This is a genomic window from Pseudomonas sp. Pmew2 (genome assembly GCF_058129885.1).
In genome coordinates this window covers 2626090-2650079 of the sequence record NZ_CM176702.1, presented here as the reverse complement: position 1 = coordinate 2650079, position 23990 = coordinate 2626090, and the positions used below count along the sequence as shown (strand labels likewise).

General features: G+C 58.7%; 23 protein-coding genes. 7 read left to right on the top strand and 16 right to left on the bottom strand.

Features of this window, described 5'->3' with window-relative positions; all coding sequences use genetic code 11:
- Positions 1-2: 2 nt before the first annotated feature.
- From AC4ANK_RS12070 to hemN, 4 genes are all read left to right on the top strand, one after another.
- Complete coding sequence (locus AC4ANK_RS12070; protein WP_002554254.1) at positions 3-2477, top strand: heavy metal translocating P-type ATPase; 2475 nt, start codon at positions 3-5, stop codon at positions 2475-2477.
- Entirely contained in the window at positions 2456-2659 is a 204-nt protein-coding gene (gene ccoS, locus AC4ANK_RS12065; RefSeq protein ID WP_002554255.1) for a cbb3-type cytochrome oxidase assembly protein CcoS, read from the top strand. The genes AC4ANK_RS12070 and ccoS overlap by 22 nt, the downstream gene beginning before the upstream one ends.
- Entirely contained in the window at positions 2652-3335 is a 684-nt protein-coding gene (locus tag AC4ANK_RS12060; protein ID WP_002554256.1) for a sulfite exporter TauE/SafE family protein, read from the top strand. The genes ccoS and AC4ANK_RS12060 overlap by 8 nt, the downstream gene beginning before the upstream one ends.
- Before the next feature lie 96 nt (positions 3336-3431).
- Positions 3432-4814: an oxygen-independent coproporphyrinogen III oxidase gene (gene hemN / locus AC4ANK_RS12055; RefSeq protein WP_002554257.1), complete on the top strand. Its 1383-nt coding sequence runs from the start codon at positions 3432-3434 to the stop codon at positions 4812-4814.
- Between the two features lie 14 nt (positions 4815-4828).
- Here hemN and AC4ANK_RS12050 read toward each other — a convergent pair whose 3' ends face one another.
- On the bottom strand, positions 4829-5299 hold the full coding sequence (locus tag AC4ANK_RS12050; RefSeq protein WP_002554258.1) for a hypothetical protein: 471 nt from the start codon (positions 5297-5299) through the stop codon (positions 4829-4831).
- Positions 5300-5451: 152 nt separating this feature from the next.
- On the opposite strand from AC4ANK_RS12050, the gene fnr reads away from it, so the two are divergent.
- Together fnr and AC4ANK_RS12040 are read left to right on the top strand one after the other, a co-directional pair.
- Entirely contained in the window at positions 5452-6186 is a 735-nt protein-coding gene (gene fnr / locus AC4ANK_RS12045) for a fumarate/nitrate reduction transcriptional regulator Fnr (protein WP_002554259.1), read from the top strand.
- A gap of 61 nt (positions 6187-6247) precedes the next feature.
- Complete coding sequence (locus tag AC4ANK_RS12040) at positions 6248-6796, top strand: adenine phosphoribosyltransferase (RefSeq protein ID WP_002554260.1); 549 nt, start codon at positions 6248-6250, stop codon at positions 6794-6796.
- A 565-nt stretch (positions 6797-7361) separates the two neighbouring features.
- On the opposite strand, the gene AC4ANK_RS12035 is transcribed toward AC4ANK_RS12040, so the two are convergent.
- From AC4ANK_RS12035 to AC4ANK_RS11965, 15 genes are all read right to left on the bottom strand, one after another.
- Positions 7362-7763, bottom strand: coding sequence for a DUF2802 domain-containing protein (locus tag AC4ANK_RS12035; protein ID WP_002554261.1), 402 nt, complete (start codon positions 7761-7763; stop codon positions 7362-7364).
- Positions 7764-8243, bottom strand: a complete 480-nt coding sequence (locus tag AC4ANK_RS12030) for a chemotaxis protein CheW (protein ID WP_002554262.1) — start codon at positions 8241-8243, stop codon at positions 7764-7766. It abuts the gene before it with no gap.
- Between the two features lie 57 nt (positions 8244-8300).
- Positions 8301-9185 (bottom strand): chemotaxis protein CheW, encoded by an 885-nt coding sequence (locus AC4ANK_RS12025; RefSeq protein ID WP_054098526.1) that lies wholly within the window; start codon positions 9183-9185, stop codon positions 8301-8303.
- A gap of 75 nt (positions 9186-9260) precedes the next feature.
- The gene (locus AC4ANK_RS12020) at positions 9261-10049 is read right to left on the bottom strand and encodes a ParA family protein (protein WP_002554264.1); all 789 of its coding nucleotides are present in this window, start codon (positions 10047-10049) and stop codon (positions 9261-9263) included.
- 44 nt (positions 10050-10093) lie between these two features.
- Positions 10094-10981, bottom strand: coding sequence for a flagellar motor protein MotD (gene motD / locus AC4ANK_RS12015; RefSeq protein WP_002554265.1), 888 nt, complete (start codon positions 10979-10981; stop codon positions 10094-10096).
- A gap of 6 nt (positions 10982-10987) precedes the next feature.
- Positions 10988-11728, bottom strand: coding sequence for a flagellar motor protein (locus AC4ANK_RS12010; RefSeq protein WP_002554266.1), 741 nt, complete (start codon positions 11726-11728; stop codon positions 10988-10990).
- Positions 11728-12891, bottom strand: coding sequence for a protein-glutamate methylesterase/protein-glutamine glutaminase (locus AC4ANK_RS12005; RefSeq protein WP_002554267.1), 1164 nt, complete (start codon positions 12889-12891; stop codon positions 11728-11730). The genes AC4ANK_RS12010 and AC4ANK_RS12005 overlap by 1 nt, the downstream gene beginning before the upstream one ends.
- A gap of 50 nt (positions 12892-12941) precedes the next feature.
- Positions 12942-15224 carry a chemotaxis protein CheA gene (locus AC4ANK_RS12000; RefSeq protein WP_002554268.1) on the bottom strand — a complete coding sequence of 761 codons (2283 nt, stop codon included), beginning with the start codon at positions 15222-15224 and terminating at the stop codon, positions 12942-12944.
- Positions 15225-15257: 33 nt separating this feature from the next.
- A complete protein-coding gene (locus AC4ANK_RS11995) occupies positions 15258-16043 on the bottom strand; it encodes a protein phosphatase CheZ (protein WP_002554269.1) in 786 nt (261 codons plus the stop codon).
- A gap of 19 nt (positions 16044-16062) precedes the next feature.
- Positions 16063-16437, bottom strand: a complete 375-nt coding sequence (locus AC4ANK_RS11990) for a chemotaxis response regulator CheY (RefSeq protein WP_011169086.1) — start codon at positions 16435-16437, stop codon at positions 16063-16065.
- 252 nt (positions 16438-16689) lie between these two features.
- Entirely contained in the window at positions 16690-17430 is a 741-nt protein-coding gene (gene fliA / locus AC4ANK_RS11985; RefSeq protein WP_002554271.1) for an RNA polymerase sigma factor FliA, read from the bottom strand.
- Positions 17427-18260 (bottom strand): flagellar synthesis regulator FleN, encoded by an 834-nt coding sequence (gene fleN / locus AC4ANK_RS11980; protein WP_003412391.1) that lies wholly within the window; start codon positions 18258-18260, stop codon positions 17427-17429. Before fleN ends, fliA begins: the two co-directional genes overlap by 4 nt.
- A gap of 115 nt (positions 18261-18375) precedes the next feature.
- Positions 18376-19704: a flagellar biosynthesis GTPase FlhF gene (flhF, locus tag AC4ANK_RS11975; RefSeq protein WP_002554273.1), complete on the bottom strand. Its 1329-nt coding sequence runs from the start codon at positions 19702-19704 to the stop codon at positions 18376-18378.
- 11 nt (positions 19705-19715) lie between these two features.
- A complete protein-coding gene (gene flhA / locus AC4ANK_RS11970) occupies positions 19716-21845 on the bottom strand; it encodes a flagellar biosynthesis protein FlhA (RefSeq protein WP_002554274.1) in 2130 nt (709 codons plus the stop codon).
- A 237-nt stretch (positions 21846-22082) separates the two neighbouring features.
- Positions 22083-23063 carry an IS5 family transposase gene (locus AC4ANK_RS11965; protein WP_044424202.1) on the bottom strand — a complete coding sequence of 327 codons (981 nt, stop codon included), beginning with the start codon at positions 23061-23063 and terminating at the stop codon, positions 22083-22085.
- A 156-nt stretch (positions 23064-23219) separates the two neighbouring features.
- Between AC4ANK_RS11965 and AC4ANK_RS11960 the strand changes: the two genes are divergently transcribed.
- Entirely contained in the window at positions 23220-23969 is a 750-nt protein-coding gene (locus AC4ANK_RS11960; RefSeq protein WP_460382697.1) for an IS5 family transposase, read from the top strand.
- The last annotated feature ends 21 nt before the right edge of the window (positions 23970-23990 follow it).

Here is a 23990-nt window from a genome sequence, read left to right as displayed (position 1 = left end):
ACATGGCGACGTTGCCCCGCGCCACTCCAATGCGCTGTTACCACTGCGACCTGCCCGTGCCGGCCGGCAGCCGTTTCACGGCGGTTGTGCTCGGTGAACCCCGGGAGCTGTGCTGCCCCGGCTGTCAGGCGGTGGCCGAGGCCATAGTCGCCAGCGGCCTGGAAAGCTATTACCGCCATCGTAGCGAGGCCTCGGCCAACCCGGAAAGCCTGCCCACGCAATTGATCGATGAACTGGCACTCTACGACCGCCCTGAAGTACAGGCGCCGTTCGTACGCCACGAAGGCGATTTGTCAGAAGCCACTTTGCTTGTCGAGGGCATCAGTTGCGCAGCCTGCGGCTGGTTGATCGAAAAGCGCCTGAGCCGCTTGCCCGCAGTGGCCGAAGCGCGCATGAACCTCTCCACCCATCGCCTGCACGTACGCTGGCGCGGCGACCAGCTTGCCCTCAGTCAACTGCTGAGCGAGCTGCACGCAATTGGTTATGTCGCTCACCCCTGGCAGGCCGATCGCGCCGCCGAACGTCTGGCAAGTGAAAACCGTCTGGCGTTGCGGCAACTGGGCGTCGCTGGCCTGCTGTGGTTTCAGGCAATGATGGCAACCATGGCCACCTGGCCGGAGTTCAACATCGACCTCAGCCCGCAGATGCACACCATCCTGCGCTGGGTGGCGCTGTTTCTGACCACTCCGATCGTGTTTTACAGTTGCGCACCGTTCTTCCGCGGTGCGTTGCGCGACCTGCGCAGCCGTCAACTGACGATGGACGTCTCGGTGTCGCTGGCAATAGGCGCGGCTTATGTCGCCGGCATCTGGACTGCGGTCACCGGCGCTGGCGAATTGTATTTCGATGCGGTAGGCATGTTTGCATTATTCCTGCTGGCCGGACGCTACCTGGAGCGCCGCGCCCGCGAGCGCACAGCGGCAGCCACGGCGCAGCTGGTCAACCTGCTGCCTGCCTCATGCCTGCGCCTTGGTGACGATGGCCAGAGCCAGCGCATCATGCTCAGCGAACTGCGTTTGACCGATCGTATATTGGTGCGCCCCGGTGCGGTGATCCCGGCTGACGGCAGGATCCTCGAAGGTCATTCCAGTATCGATGAGTCACTGCTGACCGGCGAGTACCTGCCACAAGTGCGCAGCGCGGGCGATGCGGTCACCGCAGGAACGTTGAATGTCGAGAGTCCGCTGACCATTGCCGTGTCGGCGCTGGGTCAGGAAACCCGTCTTTCGGCCATTGTCCGCCTGCTCGAGCGCGCCCAGGCGCAGAAGCCTCGTCTCGCGCAGATCGCCGACCGGGCTGCACAGACCTTTCTACTGTTTTCGCTGATGGCGGCGGCGCTGATCGGCGTTGTCTGGTGGCAAATCGACGCATCCCGTGCATTCTGGATTGTCCTGGCAATGCTCGTTGCCACCTGCCCCTGCGCGCTGTCGTTGGCGACACCGACCGCGTTGACAGCAGCCACCGGCACGCTGCACAAGCTTGGTCTGTTGCTGACCCGAGGTCATGTACTGGAGGGCCTGAATCAGATCGACACAGTCATCTTCGACAAGACCGGCACCCTGACCGAGGGACATCTGGCGCTGCGCAGCATTCACCCGCTACGCGAACTGGACGCCAGCCGCTGTCTTGAGCTGGCGGCGGCGCTGGAAAACCGTTCCGAGCACCCTATTGCCCGCGCCTTTGGTCGAGCGTCAAGGGCCGCCGAAGAGGTGCACAGCACACCGGGGCTAGGGCTGGAAGGACGTGTTGACGGGAAACTGCTGCGCATCGGCCAGGCGCCGTTCGTCTGTGCGCCGAGCGGCACTGAACCGCCGGTGATCACTGATGAGTCCGGCCAGTGGCTATTGCTGGGCGATGCGCAAGGGCCGCTGGCCTGGCTGGTACTCGACGATCGACTGCGCGACGATGCCGGCACCTTGTTACAAGCCTGCAAGGCACGAGGCTGGAAAACGCTGCTGCTGTCCGGAGACAGCTCACCGATGGTCGCCAGTGTCGCGCAGGCGCTGGGGATAGACGAAGCGCGTGGCGGTATGCACCCGGACGACAAGCTGGAGGTGCTGCGGCAACTTCAGGCTCAGGGACGCAAGGTGCTGATGATCGGTGACGGGGTGAATGACGTCCCGGTCATGGCCGCTGCCGACATCAGTGTGGCAATGGGCTCGGCCACCGACCTTGCAAAAACCAGCGCTGACGCCGTGCTGCTGTGCAACCGTTTGCCGGTGCTGATCGACGCACTGAATCTGGCCCGACGTACGCGCAGGGTCATTATCGAAAATCTGCTCTGGGCCAGCCTGTACAATGGCCTCATGCTGCCATTCGCGGCACTGGGCTGGATCACCCCGGTATGGGCGGCCATCGGCATGTCGCTCAGTTCATTGACCGTAGTGCTCAACGCCTTGCGCCTGACCCGCATGCCGCGCCGCGCCCTGACGTCACAACCTGCCCCGGAGGTTTCATGCCCGCGCTTTACATCATGATCCCTGCTGCGCTGCTGCTGGTGGGTGTCGCGATCTACGTGTTCTTCTGGGCGGTGGACAGCGGCCAGTACGACGATATGGAAGGCCCGGCGCACAGCATATTGTTCGATGATCCGCCGTCAGTGGATCATGCCCGGCCAGAACAGCAACGGCCTGGCGCTGACGAGAAACACGATGTTTGAACTTGCTTCGACGCTGCTCTCGGCGTTCATTCTCGGGCTGCTGGGCGGCGGCCATTGCCTGGGGATGTGTGGCGGCCTCATGGGAGCGCTGACACTGGCCATTCCCAAGGAACAGCGCAGCCGTCGATTCCGGCTGCTGCTGGCATATAACTTTGGGCGCATTCTCAGTTACACGATTGCCGGCCTGGGTTCCGGGCTGGTCGGCTGGGCAGTCGCGCAAAGTCCGCTGGCAACGGGTATGCGGGTCATCGCCGCAGTGTTGCTGATCGTGATGGGGCTGTATCTGGCTGGCTGGTGGAGCGGGCTGACGCATATCGAGCGCCTGGGCCGAGGACTGTGGCGATACCTGCAACCGCTGGCCAGTCGCTTGCTGCCGGTGTCCAGCCTGCCCCGCGCCTTGTTGCTCGGCGCGCTGTGGGGCTGGCTGCCCTGCGGGCTGGTTTACAGCGCCCTGCTCTGGGCCGCCAGCCAGGGCAATCCTCTCCATAGCGCCTTGCTGATGCTGGCCTTCGGGCTGGGCACCTGGCCCGTTCTGCTGGCCACCGGACTTGCCGCCGAGCGCACTACTGTCCTGCTGCGCAAACGAGGTATTCGCATGGCCGGAGGGTTGCTGGTGATCGTGTTTGGCCTCTGGACCTTGCCGGGGCCGCATCAGCATTGGCTGATGCGGCACTGAGGCCGGGCAGCTCACACCGCTTGATCCACGTCAACGCCCGCCCTTGAGCGCCTGCGTATGCTCGCGACATCGCCAGCCTGACCGGGAAACGTGCGCATGCTTGACGCCATTCGTTGGGATTCAGACCTGATCCATCGCTATGATGTGGCAGGACCGCGCTATACGTCCTATCCGACAGCAGTGCAACTTCACACACAAATAGGCGCATTTGAACTGCTGCATGCTCTGCGGGAAAGCCGCAAGGCGTTGCGCCCGCTGTCGCTCTATGTGCATCTGCCCTTCTGCGCGAACATTTGTTACTACTGTGCCTGCAATAAGGTCATCACCAAGGACCGCGGACGCGCCCAGGCTTACCTGCAGCGGCTCGAACACGAAATACAGATGCTCGCCTGCCACCTGGCACCCGGTCAGGTAGTGGAGCAACTGCACCTGGGCGGCGGCACGCCGACCTTCCTGAGTCATGCTGAACTGCGTCGGTTCATGGCGCAGCTGCGCGCGCATTTCAATTTGCTGGAAGATGACTCCGGCGACTATGGCATCGAGATTGACCCTCGCGAAGCGGACTGGTCGACCATGGGCCTGCTGCGCGAGCTGGGTTTCAACCGGGTCAGCCTTGGCGTGCAGGACCTGGACCCGACCGTGCAACGGGCGATCAACCGCATGCAAAGCCTGGAGGAAACCCGCGCCATCGTCGAAGCCGCCCGCACGCTGCAGTTTCGTTCTGTGAATATCGACCTGATCTACGGACTTCCCAGACAAACCGCGCAAGCCTTCAGCCGCACAGTGGATGAAATCATCGAATTACAGCCCGACCGGTTATCTGTGTTCAACTACGCCCACCTGCCGGAACGCTTCATGCCGCAGCGGCGCATCGACACGGCCGAACTGCCGGATGCCCGGAGCAAACTGCTCATGCTCGAGCGCACCGTCGAGCAGCTGGGCAACGCCGGTTATCGCTACATCGGCATGGACCATTTCGCCCTGCCCGACGATGAGCTGGCTATCGCCCAGGAAGACCTGACCCTGCAACGCAATTTTCAGGGCTACACCACGCATGGTCACTGTGATCTGATCGGGCTGGGCGTCTCGGCCATCAGCCAGATTGGCGAGCTGTACAGTCAGAACAGCAGCGACCTGAGCGACTATCAAAGGCTGCTGGACAGCGACCAGCCAGCAACCAGACGAGGGCTGATGTGCAGCGATGACGACCGGATAAGACGCGCAGTCATTCAGCAGTTGATCTGCCACTTCATGCTGGATTTCGCCGAGATTGAAAAAGCATTCTCCATCGATTTCAGAGACTATTTCAGCGACGCATGGCCACAACTGCTTGGCATGGCGGAGGACGGGCTGATTGCGTTGAGCGCCGCGGGAATTGAAGTGAAACCGTCAGGCCGGTTGCTGGTGCGTGCTGTGTGCATGGTCTTCGATGCGTACCTGACCCGGCAGAACAGGCAGCAGTTCTCCCGGGTGATATGAGCAGCGGCCTGGTTCTACATTTTGGCCAGAACCAGCATGCCCGCCTTGGTCTTGTCGGCGTCGCTGGAGTTCAGGCTGTTCATCAGCGACGACAAATCGGCCGTGGAATTGCTCACCTGCGCCTGCAATGTGGTGAGCACGGTCTGTAGCGCCGCGGCCTTGGTGCGGCGCTCCTCGGGACTCAGACTCGGGTCCTTCAGAGCCTTCTGGATCTGCTCCATGGTTTCCGCGATCCTGCGTTGAAGCTCGCGAATAGCCTTGAGGATCTTCTGCACGGAAGCCGGCAGGCCGCTCTGCTCGATATCGGCATTTCTGGAAGACGACGCAGCGGCAGCCTTGCCTGCTGACGACAGATTGACTTCAACACCCTTTGCCTCACCGGCAGGCGTCTCGACGCTGCTTTCGCTGGCCTGGCTGCTGTACGTAATCTGCGAGGTCGCAGTACGTATCGTAATACTGTTGATCAACGGAAGTGTCGTTGACATGCCAAGGCATCCTTGTTCATCCGAGGGAATACAGGCTTATCGGCAGCCGCTCTGGAACCTTGATGGTACAGAAGGCTTTGTAGGCTGGCCCCGACAAGCAAGGGTGAGGTACCCTTACGGCTTATGTGTGTTTTCCCACAAGGAATTAAGTGATGTCCGAGCCAGTAAAGTTGCGCGCTCAAAACCAGGCTCACTGCAAGGATTGCAGTCTCGCTCCACTCTGCCTGCCCCTCTCATTGAACACGGAAGATATGGACTGCCTTGACCAGATCGTCAAACGGGGCCGTCCGCTGAAAAAAGGCGAGTTTCTATTCCGTCAGGGAGATACCTTCGAGTCGGTCTATGCAGTACGCTCCGGCGCGCTGAAAACCTTCAACATCAGTGACAACGGCGAAGAACAACTCACCGGCTTTCATCTGCCCAGCGAACTGGTCGGAATGTCAGGCATGGACGCCCAGGCTTACCCGGTCTCGGCGCAGGCACTGGAAACCACTTCAGTGTGCGAAATACCATTTGAACGCCTGGATGAACTGTCGGTGCAGTTGCCGCAACTGCGTCGCCAGTTGATGCGCGTCATGAGCCGCGAGATTCGCGAAGATCAGCAAATGATGCTGTTGCTGTCGAAGAAGACCGCCGATGAGCGTATTGCCACGTTTCTGATCAATCTGTCTGCGCGCTTTCGGGCCAGAGGTTTCTCGGCCAATAAGTTTCGTCTGAGCATGTCGCGCAACGAAATCGGTAATCACCTGGGCCTGGCCGTCGAGACGGTGTCGCGGGTATTCACCCGGTTCCAGCAAAACCAGTTGATTGCTGCAGAAGGCAAAGAGATTCATATCCTCGCCCCGATCGAGCTGTGCGCGCTGGCGGGCGGCGCAATGCAAAGCTGATACGTGCGATCTGTGGCGGGTCGGCTTAAACTATCGGCCAAACCTGCCATGGATCCCCCTGATGACTTTCGATCAATCGAACTTCAAGTCCCTGATACGCCCGGTCATAGACTTTCCCAAGCCGGGCGTGGTCTTTCGCGACATCACTCCCCTCTTTCAGTCGCCCAAGGCTACCCGTCAGGTAATCGACAGCTTCGTGCAGCGCTATATAGAAGCCGATTTCAGCCATATCGGCGTCATGGACGCGCGTGGTTTTCTGATTGGTTCGGTGGTGGCGTATCAACTGAACAAGCCGCTGGTGCTGTTTCGCAAACAAGGCAAATTACCTGCCGACGTACTCTCCGAGGCCTATCAAACAGAATACGGCGAAGCGTATCTGGAAGTGCATGCCGACAGTCTGTGCGAAGGTGACTCAGTCATCATGTTCGATGACCTGATCGCGACGGGAGGCACGCTGATCGCCGCCGCCAACCTCATCCGCCGCATGGGCGCCGAGGTACATGAAGCCGCTGCGATCATCGACCTGCCGGAACTGGGTGGCTCCAAGCGTCTTAACGACCTGAAGATCCCGACGTTCTGTCTGACCGAGTTTGCGCTGGACGAGCAGTAAGACCGGCGCTGACCGTGGCTCCGCTTTGCACGGTGGTTCTGCGATGTCAGATGGATTGGGGTTCGACTCAGGTCACCTTTTCGCCCCTCGGCGAGTTACTTTGACGGGCCAAAGTAACCAAACCCCCTCGCTCCTGTTTCCGGCCCGACTTCGTCGGGTTCCTTCGCCCTGTCACTGATCCGGGGGTCGCCGCAACGGGCCATCCATGGCCCGGTGCGGCTAGCCTGGCGTCCTGCCAGGCTACCCCCGGATCAGCGCCAGGACTCAGCCGTCACTTACGTCGCACTCTGCGTCGTCAGTACCATCGCGATAAAAAAGCACTGTATGGCAGCATTAACAGGTAAGGCATGATGTTCTGCCGCACCGGAAATTTGCAACGCCAAGCGTTAAGAAGAGCATGCCAATGCAGAGTGATTGACACGAGAATCATACTCAAAATCGGACGCAGAGCGTCCAGAACGGCATTCGACGCAGAGCGTCGCACGATAGTTGAGATTATCGTTGCAGTTCTGGACGCTCTGCGTCCGACCTTGAATGGGCAGCGCAGGCGTGTACCGAAGAGAAACTAGCTCGCAGTATTGCTGTGCAGTTTGGTCATCAGTTGCGCTTCGGCCTGGGTCAGGCCGCAGGACTGGGTCAGCTCATCGATGCTGGCACCCATGCCGACCAGGCGTGCAGCCTGGGCAAAGGACAGCGTGGAGGGATCGCGCTGTTCCAGTGCAGTGAGCTTGTCCGGCAACGGCGCAACGATGGCACGCAGCTCGTGCAACGCTTCGCCCATGCGCACCGTGCCGTTCTGGTAGTTGTCCAGGCGTCTGGCCAACTCCTTGATCCGCTGATCACGCAAGGCAGCCGCCTCATCACGCTCGGCATCGAGCTTGCGCTGACGCCTGGTATGGGCCAGGAACATAAACAGGGTGACTACCCAGAGAATGCCCAGGAAGAAGACAGCTACCTCAAAGATCAATCAGATGCTCTCCAGTTCGGACCACTCTTCTTCGGACATCATTTTGTCCAGTTCAACCAGAATCAACAGTTCGCCGTTCTTGTTGCAAACGCCCTGAATGAATTTGGCCGACTCATCGTTACCCACGTTTGGCGCAGTTTCGACTTCAGACTGACGCAAGTAAACCACTTCAGCCACGCTATCGACCAGAATCCCGACCACTTGCTTGTCGGCTTCGATGATCACGATACGCGTATTGTCGCTGACTTCAACCGGAGCCAGACCAAAGCGCTGACGGGTATCGATCACGGTGACCACGTTACCGCGCAGGTTGATAATGCCCAGTACGTAGCTTGGCGCACCCGGGACCGGGGCGATTTCAGTGTAGCGCAGCACTTCCTGCACCTGCATCACGTTGATGCCATAGGACTCGTTGTCCAGGCGGAACGTAACCCATTGCAGGATAGGATCTTCGGAACCTTGTGCAGACGACTTATTCATAACCCCAACCCCTCACGTGTGTTCTTTGCAGGTGATGCCACTGGCATCGACCCATGATTATTTCGACTTGTTCAACTGCTTGACCGCGCCACTGGCTATCAGCTCGGCCAACTCTGCAACATCCAGCAACGCGCACATGTGCTCGATAACCGTGCCCGCCAGCCATGGGCGCTGACCTCGCTGCGTGCGCCATTTGATCTCATTCGGATCAAGACGCAACGAACGGCTGACTTGATGCACCGCCAGTCCCCACTCGTATCCCTGCACCGAAATCACGTACTGCAATCCCTGGCGAAAATCGTCGCGGTATCGATCAGGCATGATCCAGCGCGCGGTATCCAATACTTTCAGGTTGCCCGCCTGGCAAGGCAGGATCCCGAGAAACCAGTCCGGTTGACCGAACAGTGGCGTCAGCTCCTGCCCTGCCAGCGGGTAAATCGACCCCAGGCATACCAGCGGCACTGCCAGCGTCAGTCCGGCCACGTCGAACAACAGGCATTCGAACGGCTCGGCGGCCCATGCCGGGCGACCATCACTGGTAGGCGGCGGCGGCGTGCGCTGGGTCACCAGTGTGCTCAACTCAGCGACCGGCTCGACCAGCTCAACGGTCGAAACTGCTTCTTCAACCTTCACCACTTCGGCAACAATCACCGGAGCGACTTCAATCACCGGCGCAGGCGCTTCAACCTTTACCGCTACAGCCACCGGAGCCGGCGCGGCCACCGCAACCGCCAGCGGTTTGATCTGCGCTTGCATCCGCGCATCAAAGGCTTGCTCTTCGAGCACAGCCGCCTGAAATTCATCGATGCTGCTGACAGGCTCTTCAAGCACCTCAGTCGCGTCGTACAGCAATGCGTCCAGATAGGACTGCAACGCCAGCTTGGGTCGTGTTGCTACTTCTACAGGGCGGTTCATACCGGGGCCCAACAAAAAATGGAGCATGTGCAACCTGATAGAGTTATCGGCCGCATTGAGGCATCACTTGAGCAAACTGTGTAGAAAGAATGGACGTTCACGTCAGGCCACCTGAGCATTGAGCTGCTCGGCGAGCATATGCTTGAGCAATGCCCGATAAGCAATCACACCGCGACTCTTACTGTCATTCTGCGACGGCGTCAGCCCCAGACGGCTCGCATCGCGCAGCCGCGTGTCGACCGGCACGTAGGCTTGCCAGACATGATCGGGAAAACTGTCGCGCAATAATTTCAATGTGCCCATCGACGCTTGGGTACGACGGTCGAACAAGGTCGGCACGATGGTGTAAGGCAACGGCACCTTGCGCGAACGGTTGATCATGGTCAGGGTATTGACCATACGCTCCAGGCCTTTCACGGCCAAAAATTCAGTCTGTACCGGTATCGCCAACTGCTGGCTTGCCGCCAGCGCATTGACCATGAGAACGCCCAGCAGCGGCGGACTGTCGATCAGCGCATAGTCAAAATCCTGCCACAACTGCGCCAGACTTTTAGCGATCACCAGGCCCAGGCCGCTCTGGCCAGGGGATTGACGCTCCAGTGTGGCCAGCGCCGTGCTGGAGGGTATCAGCGAGATACGCTGGTCACTGGTCGGCAGCAGCAATTGGCCCGGAAGCCCCTCCGGAACCGCACCCTTGTGGAGAAACAGATCGAAGGCACTGTGTTCCAGTTCGTCCGGGTTATGCCCGAAATAGCTGGTCATGGAGCCGTGGGGGTCCAGATCGACCACGACCACACGCTTGCCCGCATCGGCCAGCAGGCCGGCCAGGGCGATGGTCGTGGTGGTCTTTCCGACTCCACCTTTCTGGTTGGCTACTGCCCAGACTCTCATTGATGTTTTTCCTTGCGTACAGCAACGACCATACCGATACGATGTTAGGGGGCAGGTGACGGAGAATTGACGGCGTTCGCACGTACCGGCGGCTTTGCTGGCACCGGTGCAGTTTGTGTGCCAGCACGCCTCAGTGCAGCATCCGGTTGCACATTGGCCGACCCTGAACTGGTCAGGCTGCGACGCACATCCAGATTTCGCGAGATGACCAGCACTACGCGGCGGTTCTTGGCACGTCCGGCGGCAGTGGTATTGGGCGCGATCGGTTGAAACTCACCGTAGCCCACAGAGGCCAGTCGCGCGGGATTGACACCGTCCATCGCCAGCATGCGCACAATGCTGGCAGATCGAGCCGAAGACAGTTCCCAGTTGGTCGGAAACTGCGCAGTGCTGATCGGCTGATCGTCAGTGAAGCCTTCAACGTGTATGGGATTGTCGAAGCGTTTGACGATTCCGGAAACCTTTTCAATGATCGTGAAAGCCTTGTCGCTGGGTATGGCGTCGCCGCTGACGAACAACAGGCTGGAGTTGAGTTCGATCTCGATCCATAACTCGTTGCCGCGCACCGTCATCTGATCGGACTTGATCAGGTCGCCGAACGCATCGCGAACATCCTGAGCGATGGTCTGCAGCGGATCATCAGAAGCCTGGCCAATTCCGGCATCGGTCTGTTCGCTGTCCTTGACCAGCGGCTCGGCGGGCTTTATCGAGACCGGGCGCTGCTCACCAATAGGGATCGGTTTCATAGTGCGCTCGGTATCGTTGAATACGCCAACCAGTGCCTGGGACAGAATTTTGTATTTGCCTTCATTGACCGAGGAAATCGAGTACATCACCACGAAAAAGGCGAACAGCAGGGTAATGAAGTCGGCATACGACACCAGCCAGCGCTCATGATTTTCGTGTTCTTCGGCCTGACGTCGGCGAGCCATGCGCTGTTACTCCATGAAGCCTTGCAGCTTGAGTTCGATGGAGCGCGGGTTTTCACCTTCGGCGATGGACAGCAAGCCTTCAAGCAGCATTTCGCGGTAACGCGACTGACGGTGGGCAATGCCTTTAAGCTTGTTGGCCACCGGCAACAGAATCAGGTTGGCCATTGCAACGCCATAAATGGTGGCAACAAAAGCCACCGCAATCCCACTGCCCAGTTGGCTCGGGTCGGCCAGGTTACCCATGACGTGAATCAGCCCCATTACCGCACCGATGATGCCCACGGTCGGCGCATAGCCGCCCATGCTTTCGAATACCTTGGCAGCCTGAATATCGCGGGTTTCCTGAGTGATGAAATCCACTTCAAGAATGCTCCGGATCGCTGCAGGCTCGGCGCCATCGACCAACAGTTGCAAGCCTTTGCGGGCATAACTGTCAGGTTCGGAATCGGCGACCGTTTCCAGACCGAGCAAGCCTTCCTTGCGGGCGGTCATGCTCCAGCCGATCACCCGGTCGACACCGCCGGGCAGATCGATACGAGGCGGGAAAATGATCCAGCGGATGATTTTCATGGCACGCATGAACGCGCTCATCGGTGACTGCAACAGCGACGCACCCAGTGTGCCGCCCAGTACAATCAGGGCTGCCGGGCCATTGAGCAACGCACCGAGGTGTCCGCCTTCAAGAAAGTTGCCGCCAATGATCGCGACAAACGCCAGGATCAGGCCGATAAGACTGAGTACATCCATCAGAGACAGGCCTCTACCAGGTGGCGACCTATGTCATCCAGACTGTAGATCGCATCTGCAAGCTCAGCCTTGACGATTGCCATCGGCATGCCGTAAATGACGCAGCTCGCTTCGTCCTGCGCCCATACGGTACTGCCCGCCTGCTTGAGCAGGCGCGCGCCCTCACGGCCATCGGCACCCATGCCGGTCAATACCACCGACAGCACCTTGTCACCGTAGGACTTGGCGGCAGAGCCAAAGGTGATATCTACACAAGGTTTGTAATTCAGGCGCTCGTCACCCGGCAGAATCTTCACCGTACCGCGCGCATCCACCATCATCTGCTTGCCGCCCGGTGCCAGCAACGCCAGACCAGGGCGCAGAACGTCGCCGTCCTCTGCTTCCTTGACGCTGATCTTGCACAGCTTGTCGAGACGCTCGGCAAAGGCCTTGGTGAAGGCCGCAGGCATGTGTTGAATCAGCACCAGCGGTGCCGGGAAGCTGGCTGGCAACTGGGTAAGTACACGTTGCAACGCAACCGGGCCACCGGTTGAGGTGCCGATGGCCACCAGTTTGTATGCCTTGCGCTTGGGCGTGCCTGAGGTGGTCGGGTGTGCCGGAGCATGGTGAGCATGAGCCGCAGGGGCCGTGGCAGGCGCTGCAGTGCGCGTCGGCACGGCACGGGCTGGCGCGGTGGTGGGCGCAGGTGCACGGCTGGACGACGTCGGCGCTGCCGGTGCAGCCGCCGATGCAGCGCTGGCCGCACCAAACCCGCTTGAACGGCGGTTACTGCGCGAAATGCTGTTGATTTTCTCGCACAGCAGTTGTTTGACCTTCTGCGGGTTGCGCGAGATATCTTCGAAATTCTTGGGCAGGAAATCCACGGCACCGGCGTCCAGAGCATCCAGCGTCACGCGCGCACCTTCGTGCGTCAGCGACGAGAACATCAATACCGGGGTGGGGATACGCTGCATGATATGACGAACTGCCGTAATGCCATCCATCATCGGCATTTCGTAGTCCATGGTGATGACATCAGGTTTGAGCGCCAGCGCCTGCTCAATCGCTTCCTTGCCGTTGGTGGCGGTGCCAACCACTACAATGTTGGGGTCCGAAGAAAGAATTTCCGTAACACGGCGGCGGAAAAAACCGGAATCATCCACCACCAGGACCTTGACTGCCATAAACACTCCAATAGGTGTTGCAGGCAGCCAGGCTGCCCGCACCCCCGGGTTCAGATACGCCGTGCGGCGTAACGCTTGAGCATGCTGGGTACATCGAGAATCAAGGCGATGCGACCGTCACCGGTGATGGTGGCGCCCGACATGCCTGGCGTACCTTGCAGCATCTTGCCCAGCGGTTTGATAACCACTTCTTCCTGGCCGACCAGTTGATCGACAACGAAGCCGATGCGCTGGGTGCCGACCGTCAGGATCACGACGTGCCCTTCTCGCTGCTCTTCATGAGCCGCCGAACTGACCAGCCAGCGCTTGAGATAGAACAGCGGCAAGGCTTTGTCACGTACGATCACCACTTCCTGACCGTCAACCACGTTGGTAGTGGACAGGTTCAGGTGGAAGATTTCGTTGACGTTGACCAACGGGAAGGCAAAAGCCTGGTTGCCCAGCATCACCATCAGGGTCGGCATGATCGCCAGGGTCAACGGGACCTTGATGACAATCTTGGAACCCTGGCCCTTGGTCGAGTAGATGTTGATCGAGCCGTTGAGCTGGGAGATCTTGGTTTTAACCACGTCCATGCCCACACCGCGACCTGACACATCGGAAATCTCGGTCTTGGTCGAGAAGCCCGGTGCAAAGATCAGGTTGTAGCAATCGGTGTCGCTCAACCGATCGGCTGCATCCTTGTCCATGACACCACGTTTGACCGCAATCGAGCGCAACACGTTGGGGTCCATACCCTTGCCGTCATCGGAAATCGACAGCAGGATATGGTCGCCTTCCTGCTCTGCCGAAAGAATTACCTTGCCGCCGCGGGACTTGCCCGAGGCTTCGCGTTCTTCCGGCGTTTCGATACCGTGGTCGACCGCGTTGCGCACCAAGTGGACCAGCGGGTCGGCAAGCGCCTCTACGAGGTTCTTGTCGAGGTCGGTTTCTTCGCCGACCAGTTCCAGATTGATCTCTTTCTTGAGCTGGCGAGCCAGGTCACGTACCAGACGCGGGAAGCGACCAAAGACTTTCTTGATCGGCTGCATACGGGTCTTCATGACCGCGGTCTGCAGGTCGGCAGTGACCACATCCAGGTTCGAAACCGCCTTGGACATGGCTTCATCGCCGCTGTTGAGACCCAGACGCACCAGGCGGTTACGTACCAGCACCAGCTCGCCGACCATGTTCATGATCTCGTCCAGTCGGGCGGTATCCACACGAACCGTGGTTTCGGCTTCAGTCGCAACCGGCTTTTCACCAGTGGGCGCAGGAGCGCGTGCAGGTGCTGGAGCAGGCTTGGCGGGCTCGGCCTTTGCCGCAGGTGCAGGCGCCGCAGCAGGCTTGGCAGCCGGTGGCGGAGCAGCAGCTATGGCAGTTGCCGGAGCAGGTGCCTTGGCAACGACCGCATCAGGCTCGAACTTGCCTTTGCCATGCAGTTCGTCGAGCAGGCTTTCAAATTCGTGATCGGTAATTTCGTCCGATGCCGCTGCAGCAGAGGGTGCCTTGGCAGCAACGGCCGCAGGTGCAGGTGCAGGTGCAGGTGCAGCAGCAGCCGTAGCGGCTATGGCACCGTCAAACGAGCCCTTGCCATGCAGTTGATCAAGCAAGGCTTCGAATTCGTCGTCGGTGATTTCATCGCCGGCAGGCGCTGCACCCTTGCTCTGTGCAGCAGGTGCCGGGGCTGGAGCGGCTACAGCATCGGCCGCAAACTTGCCCTTGCCATGCAACTGATCAAGCAGGGATTCAAATTCCTGATCGGTAATTTCATCGCGAGCTGGCGCAACCGCAGGTGCCGCTGATGGTGCCGCAGACACCGGACTGGTGCCGTGCAGCGAATCGAGCAGTTGCTCGAACTCATCATCGGTAATGTCATCGCTGGCCGCTTGCTCGGCAACCGGAGCCGGAGCCTCGGCTTCAACCACCGGCTCGGGCTCGGGCGCTGCGACTTCGTCGGCAGATTGTGGCTCGGCCAGTCGCGAAAGCGCAGCCAGCAGTTCTGGCGTCGCCGCAGTTACGTCAGTCCGTTCACGTACCTGACCGAACATGCTGTTGACGGTGTCCAGAGCTTCCAGGACCACATCCATCAGTTCGGAATCAACGCGACGCTCACCCTTGCGAAGAATGTCGAACACGTTTTCGGCGATGTGGCAGCACTCCACCAGCTCATGGAGCTGGAGGAAGCCGGCGCCCCCTTTTACAGTGTGAAAACCGCGAAAAATTGCATTGAGCAGATCAGCATCATCCGGTCGGCTTTCCAGCTCGACCAATTGCTCTGACAACTGCTCCAGAATTTCGCCGGCCTCTACCAGAAAATCCTGAAGGATTTCTTCATCGGCGCCGAAGCTCATGGGGTGCTCCCTAAAATTAACCGTCAACAGATCTTAGAAGCCGAGGCTCGATAGCAGATCGTCTACATCATCCTGTCCGGATACGACGTCTTCACGTTTATCGGCATGAATCTGCGGACCTTCACCCTTGGCGAGATGTTTTTTAGGATCTTTTTCAGCAAGGATGGATTCTTCGTCATGTTCGATGCCTGCGAAGCGATCGACATGGCTGGCCATGAGCACCAGTTTGAGCAGATTGCTCTCGACTTCCGTAACCAATTGCGTCACGCGCTTGATAACCTGCCCCGTAAGGTCCTGGTAATCCTGGGCAAGCAAAATATCGTTGAGATGCCCGGAAACCCTATCTGCCTCCTGCTCGGTGCGCGTCAGAAAACCATCGACCCGCTTGGCCAGCTCACGGAATTCTTCAGCACCGATTTCGCGGCGCATGAAACGCCCCCAGTCGTCACTCAATGCCTTGGCATCGGAGCTCAGACCGCTCATGAGCGGTGTGCTTTCCTCGACCAGGTCCATAGTGCGGTTGGCCGCATTCTCGGTCAGCCTCACCACATACGACAGGCGTTCGGTCGCGTCGGTGATCTGCGACACTTCCTCGGCTTGAGGCATGTGCGGATCAATATGAAAGTTGACGATTGCACTGTGCAGCTCACGAGTCAGCTTGCCCACTTCCTGATAAAGGCCGCGGTCGCGTGTCTGGTTGAGTTCATGGATCAGCTGCACAGCGTCACCGAAGCGGCCCTTTTCAAGGCTGGTGACGAGTTCCTGCGCGTGTCTCTTTAAGGTCGACTCAAAGTCGGCCATCGAATCATTGTTATCCATAGCGCCCTCGCGGCATGCATCAGCTATTGACGCGTTCAAAGATCTTTTCGATCTTCTCTTTAAGCGCTTGAGCCGTGAATGGCTTGACTACATAACCGTTCACCCCGGCCTGGGCAGCTTCAATGATCTGCTCACGCTTCGCTTCGGCAGTAACCATCAGTACAGGAAGGCTCTTGAGACGCTCGTCCGCACGGACCTGACGCAACAAGTCGATACCGGTCATGCCAGGCATGTTCCAGTCCGTCACCAGAAAGTCAAAGGCACCGCTCTGCAGCATCGGCAATGCGGTCAGACCGTCATCCGCTTCAGATGTGTTGGTAAATCCCAGATCACGCAACAGATTCTTGATGATCCGCCGCATCGTTGAGAAGTCATCAACGATGAGGATTTTCATGTTCTTGTCCAATTCGACCTCCAAGCAGTCTTTAACGCGTTCAGCACCTGAACACGCTGTTCACTCAATACTGGCACAGCACACCCCCAGCTATACGAAACGACGACGGGCTTGGCACAACGACAGTCAAGACTGCGACTAAAGCCCATCGAGACATTGCCCGACAGGCCCTTGCCTCGTCTATCCTGCTACCACGTAACGCTTTGCACAGCCGGCATGCAGACAACGCACGACAAACGTCGCGCACTGCCGTCAACGCGCTCGCCACTCCCCCAAACGCCCCCGCAAACGAGCTGCGCACTGGCTGTGTAACTGACTGACCCGAGATTCGCTGACCCCAAGAACCTCTCCGATTTCCTTGAGGTTCAGCTCTTCGTCGTAGTACAGCGCCAACACCAGACGCTCACGCTCTGGCAAATTGGCAATTGCATCGGCCAACGCTGCCTGGAAGCGCTCGTCTTCCAGGTCGCGCGACGGCTCAAGCGAACCGCTTGCGCCATCCTCATGCAGCCCTTCGTGATCGCCGTCCTGAAGCAGGTCGTCGAAACTGAAGAGGCGGCTGCCCAAGGTGTCATTCAAAATCCCGTAATAATCATCAAGACTCAACTGGAGTTCGGCCGCAACCTCGTGATCTTTAGCGTCACGGCCGGTTTTAGCTTCAATTGCACGAATTGCGTCACTGACCATTCGGGTATTGCGGTGCACTGAGCGTGGTGCCCAGTCGCCCTTGCGCACTTCATCCAGCATCGCACCACGAATGCGAATGCCGGCGTAGGTCTCGAAACTCGCACCTTTGGTTGAATCATATTTGGTGGAGACTTCAAGCAGACCGATCATGCCAGCCTGGATCAGATCCTCGACCTGCACGCTGGCCGGCAAGCGCGCCAGCAGATGATAAGCGATACGCTTGACCAATGGCGCATAACGCTCGATCAACTCGTATTGCGAATTACGGGAAGCCTTGCTGTACATCTGGTAGCCGCTCGCAGTCATTGCACAGGCCCTGCACTGGTCTGGTGAACGAGTCGCTCAACGAAGAACTCGAGATGACCCCGCGGGTTGGCTGGCAGCGGCCAGGTATCAACCTTCTGGGCAATGGCCTTGAACGCCAGCGCACATTTGGATCGCGGGAATGCTTCGTAGACGGCGCGCTGTTTCTGTACGGCCTTGCGCACGCACTCGTCGTACGGCACGGCACCTACATACTGCAGCGCGACATCAAGAAAACGGTCCGTCACTTTGGTGAGTTTGGCGAACAGGTTGCGCCCTTCCTGCGGGCTCTGCGCCATGTTGGCCAGCACACGGAAGCGGTTCATGCCGTAGTCGCGGTTGAGCAGTTTGATCAGGGCGTAGGCATCGGTGATCGACGTGGGCTCGTCGCACACCACCAGCAACACTTCCTGAGCGGCGCGCACGAAGCTGACCACCGATTCGCCGATACCGGCAGCCGTGTCAATCACCAGCACATCAAGGTTGTCGCCAATCTCGCTGAACGCCTGGATCAGACCCGCATGCTGGGCCGGGGACAGATGCACCATGCTCTGGGTGCCAGAGGCGGCAGGCACGATACGCACCCCACCCGGCCCCTGCAACAGAACGTCGCGCAACTCGCAACGGCCCTCTATCACATCGGCAAGTGTACGTTTAGGCGTCAGCCCAAGCAGAACGTCGACATTGGCCAGACCCAGATCGGCGTCCAGCAGCATGACACGACGGCCAAGCTCGGCAAGGGCCAGTGAAAGATTCACTGACACGTTAGTCTTACCGACGCCACCTTTGCCACCGGTCACCGCGATAACCTGTACGGGATGCATGCTGCCCATGTTATTTCTTTACCTTGTCTTGCGTAGACCGAAACCACATCGAGGGCTGCACGTTCGCAAATGAACACCGCATGGCAGACCGTTGACGCAGGGACATTCCAATAATATCCATCACTTAACCCACTCTCTTGCCAGGGGTGTGATAGAGGTCAGCAAACATATCAGCCATCGCTTCCTCGCTCGGCTCATCCTGCATCTGCACACTCACCGCACGGCTCACCAGTTGATGACGACGCGGGGTGTGCAGGTCGTCAGGAATACGGGGTCCGTCCGTGAGGTAGGCCACAGGTAATTCATGACTGATCGCCAGGCTCAGGACTTCGCCAAGGCTGGCTGTTTCATCAAGCTTGGTCAGAATGCATCCGGCCAGGCCACAACGCTTGTAACTGTGATAAGCAGCGGTCAGCACCTGCTTCTGGCTGGTGGTCGCCAGTACCAGGTAGTTACGCGACTTGATGCCACGCCCTGCCAGACTTTCCAGTTGCATGCGCAGCGCGGGATCGCTGGCTTGCAGCCCGGCGGTATCGATCAACACCACGCGCTTGCGCAGCAGCGGCTCCAGCGCCTGGACCAGCGACTGGCCAGGATCGACATGGGTAACCGGCACGTTGAGGATGCGCCCAAGGGTCTTGAGCTGCTCCTGTGCGCCGATGCGGAAACTGTCCATGCTGACCAGAGCGATATTCTGCGGACCGTACTTCAACACGTAACGTGCCGCCAGCTTGGCCAGCGTGGTGGTCTTGCCCATGCCGGCAGGCCCGACCATGGCAATGACTCCACCCTCTTCTAGCGGCTCGATGTCCGGCACGGCAATCATGCGCGCCAAATGGGCCAGCAACATGCGCCAGGCCTGACGAGGCTCGTCAATCTCCGGGATCATCGACAGCAGATCGCGCGACAGCGGGCCGGACAAACCGACACGTTGCAGGCGGCGCCACAGATTGGCCTGCTGCGGACGACTGCCCTGCAGCTGGTTCCAGGCCAGGGAGCCAAGCTGGACTTCCAGCAGCTCGCGCAAGCCGTTCAATTCGGAGCGCATCGAATCATAGGCGCGCTGGCCGACAGCAGGCTCTGCGGGCGCAGGCGGCGTGTACGCGAATGGTCGTGGCGGCTCTTCGAGCGTCGGCTCGATGTGCGTATCGACAGCGCTGACCGGTTTGCCGGAAAACAGCTGAAGATTGATCGACGCGTCACTGTCGCTGCGGTTGTTCAATTCGGCCTGAGCAGAGACGATGCGCGACTGGGTCTTGCGCAGCTCGTCTTCGAGCTCCATGTTCGGCACACGCGGTGCCAGGGCGGACAGCTTGTAATCCAGAGCGGCAGTCAGCTCTACGCCACCGGCAATGCGCCGGTTACCGATGATGGCCGCCTCGGCGCCCAGCTCATCGCGAACCAGTTTCATGGCTTGACGCATATCGGCGGCGAAAAATCGCTTAACTTGCATGACTCACTACCTCAGCCGTTCGGCCCGACAGTCGCTACGATGGTTACTTGCTTGTTGTCCGGAATTTCCTGATACGCCAGAACATGCATGTTCGGTACAGCCAATCGTCCAAATCGTGACAGCATCGCCCGGACAGGCCCTGCTACCAGAAGAATTACCGGCAACCCTTGCATCTCCTGACGCTGGGCGGCCTCAATCAACGAACGCTGGAGCTTCTCAGCCATGCTTGGCTCAAGAAGAACGCCTTCTTCCTGACCCTGACCAGCCTTCTGCAAACTATTGAGCAATATCTGTTCCAACCTTGGTTCCAGAGTGATAACAGGCAGCTCCGGCTCAACACCTACAATGCTTTGGACGATTGCGCGGCTCAGACCCACTCGCACGGCAGCCACCAAAGCGGCGGTATCTTGACTCTTGCCGGCGTTGTTGGCGATAGCTTCTGCAATGCTGCGAATATCACGCACAGGTACATGCTCAGCCAGAAGCGCTTGCAGCACGTTGAGCAACGAGGACAGGGACAGCACACCAGGGACCAGCTCTTCAGCCAGTTTGGGCGAGCTTTTGGCCAGCAATTGCATCAACTGCTGGACTTCTTCGTGACCAATCAGTTCATGAGAGTGCTTGTAGAGAATCTGGTTCAAGTGGGTTGCCACCACAGTACTGGCGTCCACCACGGTATAACCCAGCGACTGCGCCTGGCTGCGCTGGCTGATTTCGATCCAAACGGCCTCCAGACCAAACGCCGGGTCTCTGGCGGTGATGCCGTTCAGGGTGCCGAACACTTGACCGGGGTTGATCGCCAGCTCGCGATCCGGATAAATCTCGGCCTCGGCCAGAATCACGCCCATCAGCGTCAGACGGTAGGCGCTGGGTGCCAGATCAAGGTTGTCACGGATGTGTACGGTCGGCATCAGGAAGCCCAGCTCTTGCGACAGCTTCTTGCGCACGCCCTTGATACGCGCCAGCAGTTGACCACCCTGATTGCGGTCCACCAGCGGAATCAGGCGATAACCCACTTCCAGGCCGATGATGTCGATAGGGGTGACGTCATCCCAACCCAGCTCCTTGGCGTCCTGAACACGGGTCGGCGAAGGCAGCAGGTCCTGTTGGCGTTGCACTTCGGCCAGCGCCTCGACTTTCACCTGGTTCTCTTTCTTCCAGAGCAGATACGCACCACCCGCAGCCACCAGGCCGAGGCTGATGAAGGAGAAGTGCGGCATGCCCGGCACCAGCCCCATTACGATCATGATCGCAGCGGAAACTGCCAGTGCCTTGGGCGAGGCGAACATCTGACGATTGATCAGCTTGCCCATCTCTTCCGAACCGGAAGCGCGGGTCACCATGATCGCTGCGGCAGTGGACAAAAGCAGTGATGGCAATTGCGCCACCAAACCGTCACCGATGGTCAGCAGGGTATAAACGCGGCCTGCATCAGCGAATGTCATGTTGTGTTGCAGAATACCGACCAGCATGCCGCCGATCAGGTTGATGAACAGAATCAGCAAACCGGCAATTGCATCGCCGCGCACGAATTTGCTGGCACCGTCCATGGAACCGTAGAACTCGGCTTCCTGAGCGACTTCAGCACGGCGGCGCTTGGCTTCTGGCTGATCGATGAGACCGGCGTTGAGGTCGGCGTCGATTGCCATCTGTTTGCCTGGCATCGCGTCGAGGGTGAAACGCGCGCTGACCTCGGAAATACGGCCGGCACCTTTGGTGATTACTACGAAGTTGATGATCATCAGAATCGCGAACACCACGATACCGACAACATAGTTACCACCGATCACCACCTCACCGAAGGCCTGAATCACCTTGCCCGCAGCGGCGTGACCGTCCTGACCGTGAAGCATGACCACTCGCGTGGAAGCAACGTTCAGTGCCAGACGCAACAGCGTAGCGACCAGCAGAATGGTTGGAAACACCGAGAAGTCCAGCGGCCGCAGAGCGTAAACACACACCAGCAACACGACGATGGACAGTGCAATGTTGAACGTGAAGAACACGTCCAGCAGGAACGGCGGCATAGGCAACATCATCATTGCCATCATGACCAGCAACAACAGCGGAACGCCCAACTGACCACGGCCCAGGCCAGTGATATTGCTGCGTGCGCTACTGAATATCTGAGAACGATCCACTGATTGTTTACCTGCGCACTAGATCAAAACATTGACGCCGATGGCGACCTGTATCGACCCTGTTGCAAAAAGCTGTCCAACTTTTACAAAGCCAGTGCTGGTAAGGCTTTAGGGATGCTCCGATCAACTTGCCGCGCAGCGGTGGCAAGCCGTAATTTGCCAGGCACATAGCGCTATTTTTCTGAAAACGGTCTGATGCAGTGTGAGTCGAGCGCGTTTTTCGCTCGGTTTTCCGTGTTAAGCGCGCAACTCACCCAAACCCATTAGTCGCTTTCGAGCCATCCACAGGTTCGACAGGGCGAACAGCGTGGTCAGTTGGGCCGTGTTTTTCATCAGCCCACGAAAGCGTACTTTCACGTAACCAAACTGGCGCTTGATGACCCGAAACGGATGCTCGACCTTGGCGCGTGTCTGCGCTTTGCAGTACTCGATCTTGCGCTTGGCTTTGTACAACAGGCTGCGTTTGTTCAGCTTGGAATACGTGCTGCGCCGCGCCGCGATTTGCCAGATCACGTTACGATTTTCGTGCTCTTCACGCTTCTCGACACCGGTGTAGCCAGCGTCCGCATAGACCGCGTTTTCTTCCCCGTGGAGCAGTTCGGCGACTTGAGTGACATCGGCCACATTGGCCGCAGTGCCATGGACGTGATGAACCAGTCCAGACTCAACGTCAGCGCCGATGTGGGCCTTCATACCGAAGAAATACTGGTTACCCTTCTTTGTCTGATGCATCTCGGGATCACGCTCGCCGTCTTTGTTCTTGGTCGAGCTTGGGGCATGAATAATGGTGGCATCGACGATGGTGCCCTGGCGCAGCGACAGGCCTTTTTCCTGCAAATAACCGTTGATGACCGCGAGGATTGCAGGAGCCAGTTGATGTTTCTCCAGCAGGTGCCGGAAGTTCATGATCGTGGTGTCTTCCGGTATCGGCGCACTCAACGTCAGGCGTGCAAACTGGCGCATGGGGGTGATTTCGTAGAGCGCTTCTTCCATGGCCGGATCACTCAGGGAGAACCAGTTCTGCAGCAGGTGAATGCGCAGCATGGTTTCCAGCGGATAAGGTTTTCTGCCACCGCCGGCCTTGGGGTAGAACGGTTCGATCAGGCCCAGCAGACCTGTCCAGGGGACGACCTGATCCATCTCGGCGAGGAAGCGTTCGCGGCGTGTCTGCTTGCGCTTGCTGGCATATTCGAAATCGGAAAAGCTCATCTGGCTCATGGGAGGCTCGGATCAGGTGGTCAGGCGATTTTCGCATAACCGGGACTTGTTCGGAGATTCCCTAGGGTCTGTTCCCGTTTCGACGTAACCCATTGATCTCTATGAGAACAGGCCCGTATTGTTGGAGTTCTCACACAACACCAATACGAGCCTGCAATGCCCCGATTAATGCTCAGTGATGAGCACTGGCCGAAGCTTCGAGAAATTTTGCTGCACGAATCGATCTACAACAAGCGAGATTTGCGCACCACGGTTGAAGGCATGCTGTACCGCATGCGTGTGGGTTGCCCTTGGCGAGACCTGCCGAAAGCGTTTGGAAACTGGAGCAAGGTCTACAAGCGGTTCAATGCCTGGTCTGCTTCAGGCAAGTGGGTCAAGGTGCTTGAGGTGCTGATGACCGATCCTGACATGGAGTGGGTTTTCATTGATGGCAGCTATGTAAAGGCTCATCAGCACAGTGCAGGTGCTGCCAGCACGCAGGACCAGGCCATCGGAAAAAGCCGAGCCGGTAACACCAGCAAGATTCACCTGGCTGTAGACGCTTGTGGGCTGCCCATTGCATTTGACGTGACCGGAGGCCAGACCAATGATTGTTCGCAGGCGGCCTCGTTGATTGCCAAGATGCCCAATGCAGAAGTGATCATTGCGGACAAGGGCTACGACACTGAAGCGATACGCGCTCAGGTCGAGCAGCAAGGCAGCAAAGTGGTGATTCCACGAAAGCGCAATTCTCTGAAAGGGAACGCAGATCTGGACAAAGGGTTATATCGCAATCGACATCTCGTAGAAAACGCCTTTGCCCGGTTGAAGCATTTCCGGGCGGCGGCTTCTCGGTTCGACAAACTCAAGAGAAACTATGAAAGCGTCATAGCAATGGCCTGCGCTTTTCTGTGGCTGCCAATGTGAAACGGGAACAGACCCTAGGAG

Bases quoted from the DNA above. Each gene is read 5' to 3' on its own strand.
- AC4ANK_RS12060 (WP_002554256.1), top strand. From the start codon at position 2,652: ATGTTTGAACTTGCTTCGACGCTGCTCTCGGCGTTCATTCTCGGGCTG.
- AC4ANK_RS12005 (WP_002554267.1), bottom strand. From the start codon at position 12,891: ATGGCAGTCAAGGTCCTGGTGGTGGATGATTCCGGTTTTTTCCGCCGC.
- fleN (WP_003412391.1), bottom strand. From the start codon at position 18,260: ATGGGCAGCATGCATCCCGTACAGGTTATCGCGGTGACCGGTGGCAAA.
- AC4ANK_RS12050 (WP_002554258.1), bottom strand. From the start codon at position 5,299: ATGTCAACGACACTTCCGTTGATCAACAGTATTACGATACGTACTGCG.
- AC4ANK_RS12030 (WP_002554262.1), bottom strand. From the start codon at position 8,243: ATGAATAAGTCGTCTGCACAAGGTTCCGAAGATCCTATCCTGCAATGG.
- AC4ANK_RS11990 (WP_011169086.1), bottom strand. From the start codon at position 16,437: ATGAAAATCCTCATCGTTGATGACTTCTCAACGATGCGGCGGATCATC.
- ccoS (WP_002554255.1), top strand. From the start codon at position 2,456: ATGCCCGCGCTTTACATCATGATCCCTGCTGCGCTGCTGCTGGTGGGT.
- fliA (WP_002554271.1), bottom strand. From the start codon at position 17,430: ATGACTGCGAGCGGCTACCAGATGTACAGCAAGGCTTCCCGTAATTCG.
- AC4ANK_RS12040 (WP_002554260.1), top strand. From the start codon at position 6,248: ATGACTTTCGATCAATCGAACTTCAAGTCCCTGATACGCCCGGTCATA.
- fnr (WP_002554259.1), top strand. From the start codon at position 5,452: ATGTCCGAGCCAGTAAAGTTGCGCGCTCAAAACCAGGCTCACTGCAAG.
- AC4ANK_RS12025 (WP_054098526.1), bottom strand. From the start codon at position 9,185: ATGCTCCATTTTTTGTTGGGCCCCGGTATGAACCGCCCTGTAGAAGTA.
- AC4ANK_RS12010 (WP_002554266.1), bottom strand. From the start codon at position 11,728: ATGGATGTACTCAGTCTTATCGGCCTGATCCTGGCGTTTGTCGCGATC.
- hemN (WP_002554257.1), top strand. From the start codon at position 3,432: ATGCTTGACGCCATTCGTTGGGATTCAGACCTGATCCATCGCTATGAT.
- AC4ANK_RS12000 (WP_002554268.1), bottom strand. From the start codon at position 15,224: ATGAGCTTCGGCGCCGATGAAGAAATCCTTCAGGATTTTCTGGTAGAG.
- AC4ANK_RS11965 (WP_044424202.1), bottom strand. From the start codon at position 23,063: ATGAGCCAGATGAGCTTTTCCGATTTCGAATATGCCAGCAAGCGCAAG.
- AC4ANK_RS12070 (WP_002554254.1), top strand. From the start codon at position 3: ATGGCGACGTTGCCCCGCGCCACTCCAATGCGCTGTTACCACTGCGAC.
- AC4ANK_RS11995 (WP_002554269.1), bottom strand. From the start codon at position 16,043: ATGGATAACAATGATTCGATGGCCGACTTTGAGTCGACCTTAAAGAGA.
- AC4ANK_RS11960 (WP_460382697.1), top strand. From the start codon at position 23,220: ATGCCCCGATTAATGCTCAGTGATGAGCACTGGCCGAAGCTTCGAGAA.
- AC4ANK_RS12020 (WP_002554264.1), bottom strand. From the start codon at position 10,049: ATGAGAGTCTGGGCAGTAGCCAACCAGAAAGGTGGAGTCGGAAAGACC.
- flhF (WP_002554273.1), bottom strand. From the start codon at position 19,704: ATGCAAGTTAAGCGATTTTTCGCCGCCGATATGCGTCAAGCCATGAAA.
- motD (WP_002554265.1), bottom strand. From the start codon at position 10,981: ATGGCTCGCCGACGTCAGGCCGAAGAACACGAAAATCATGAGCGCTGG.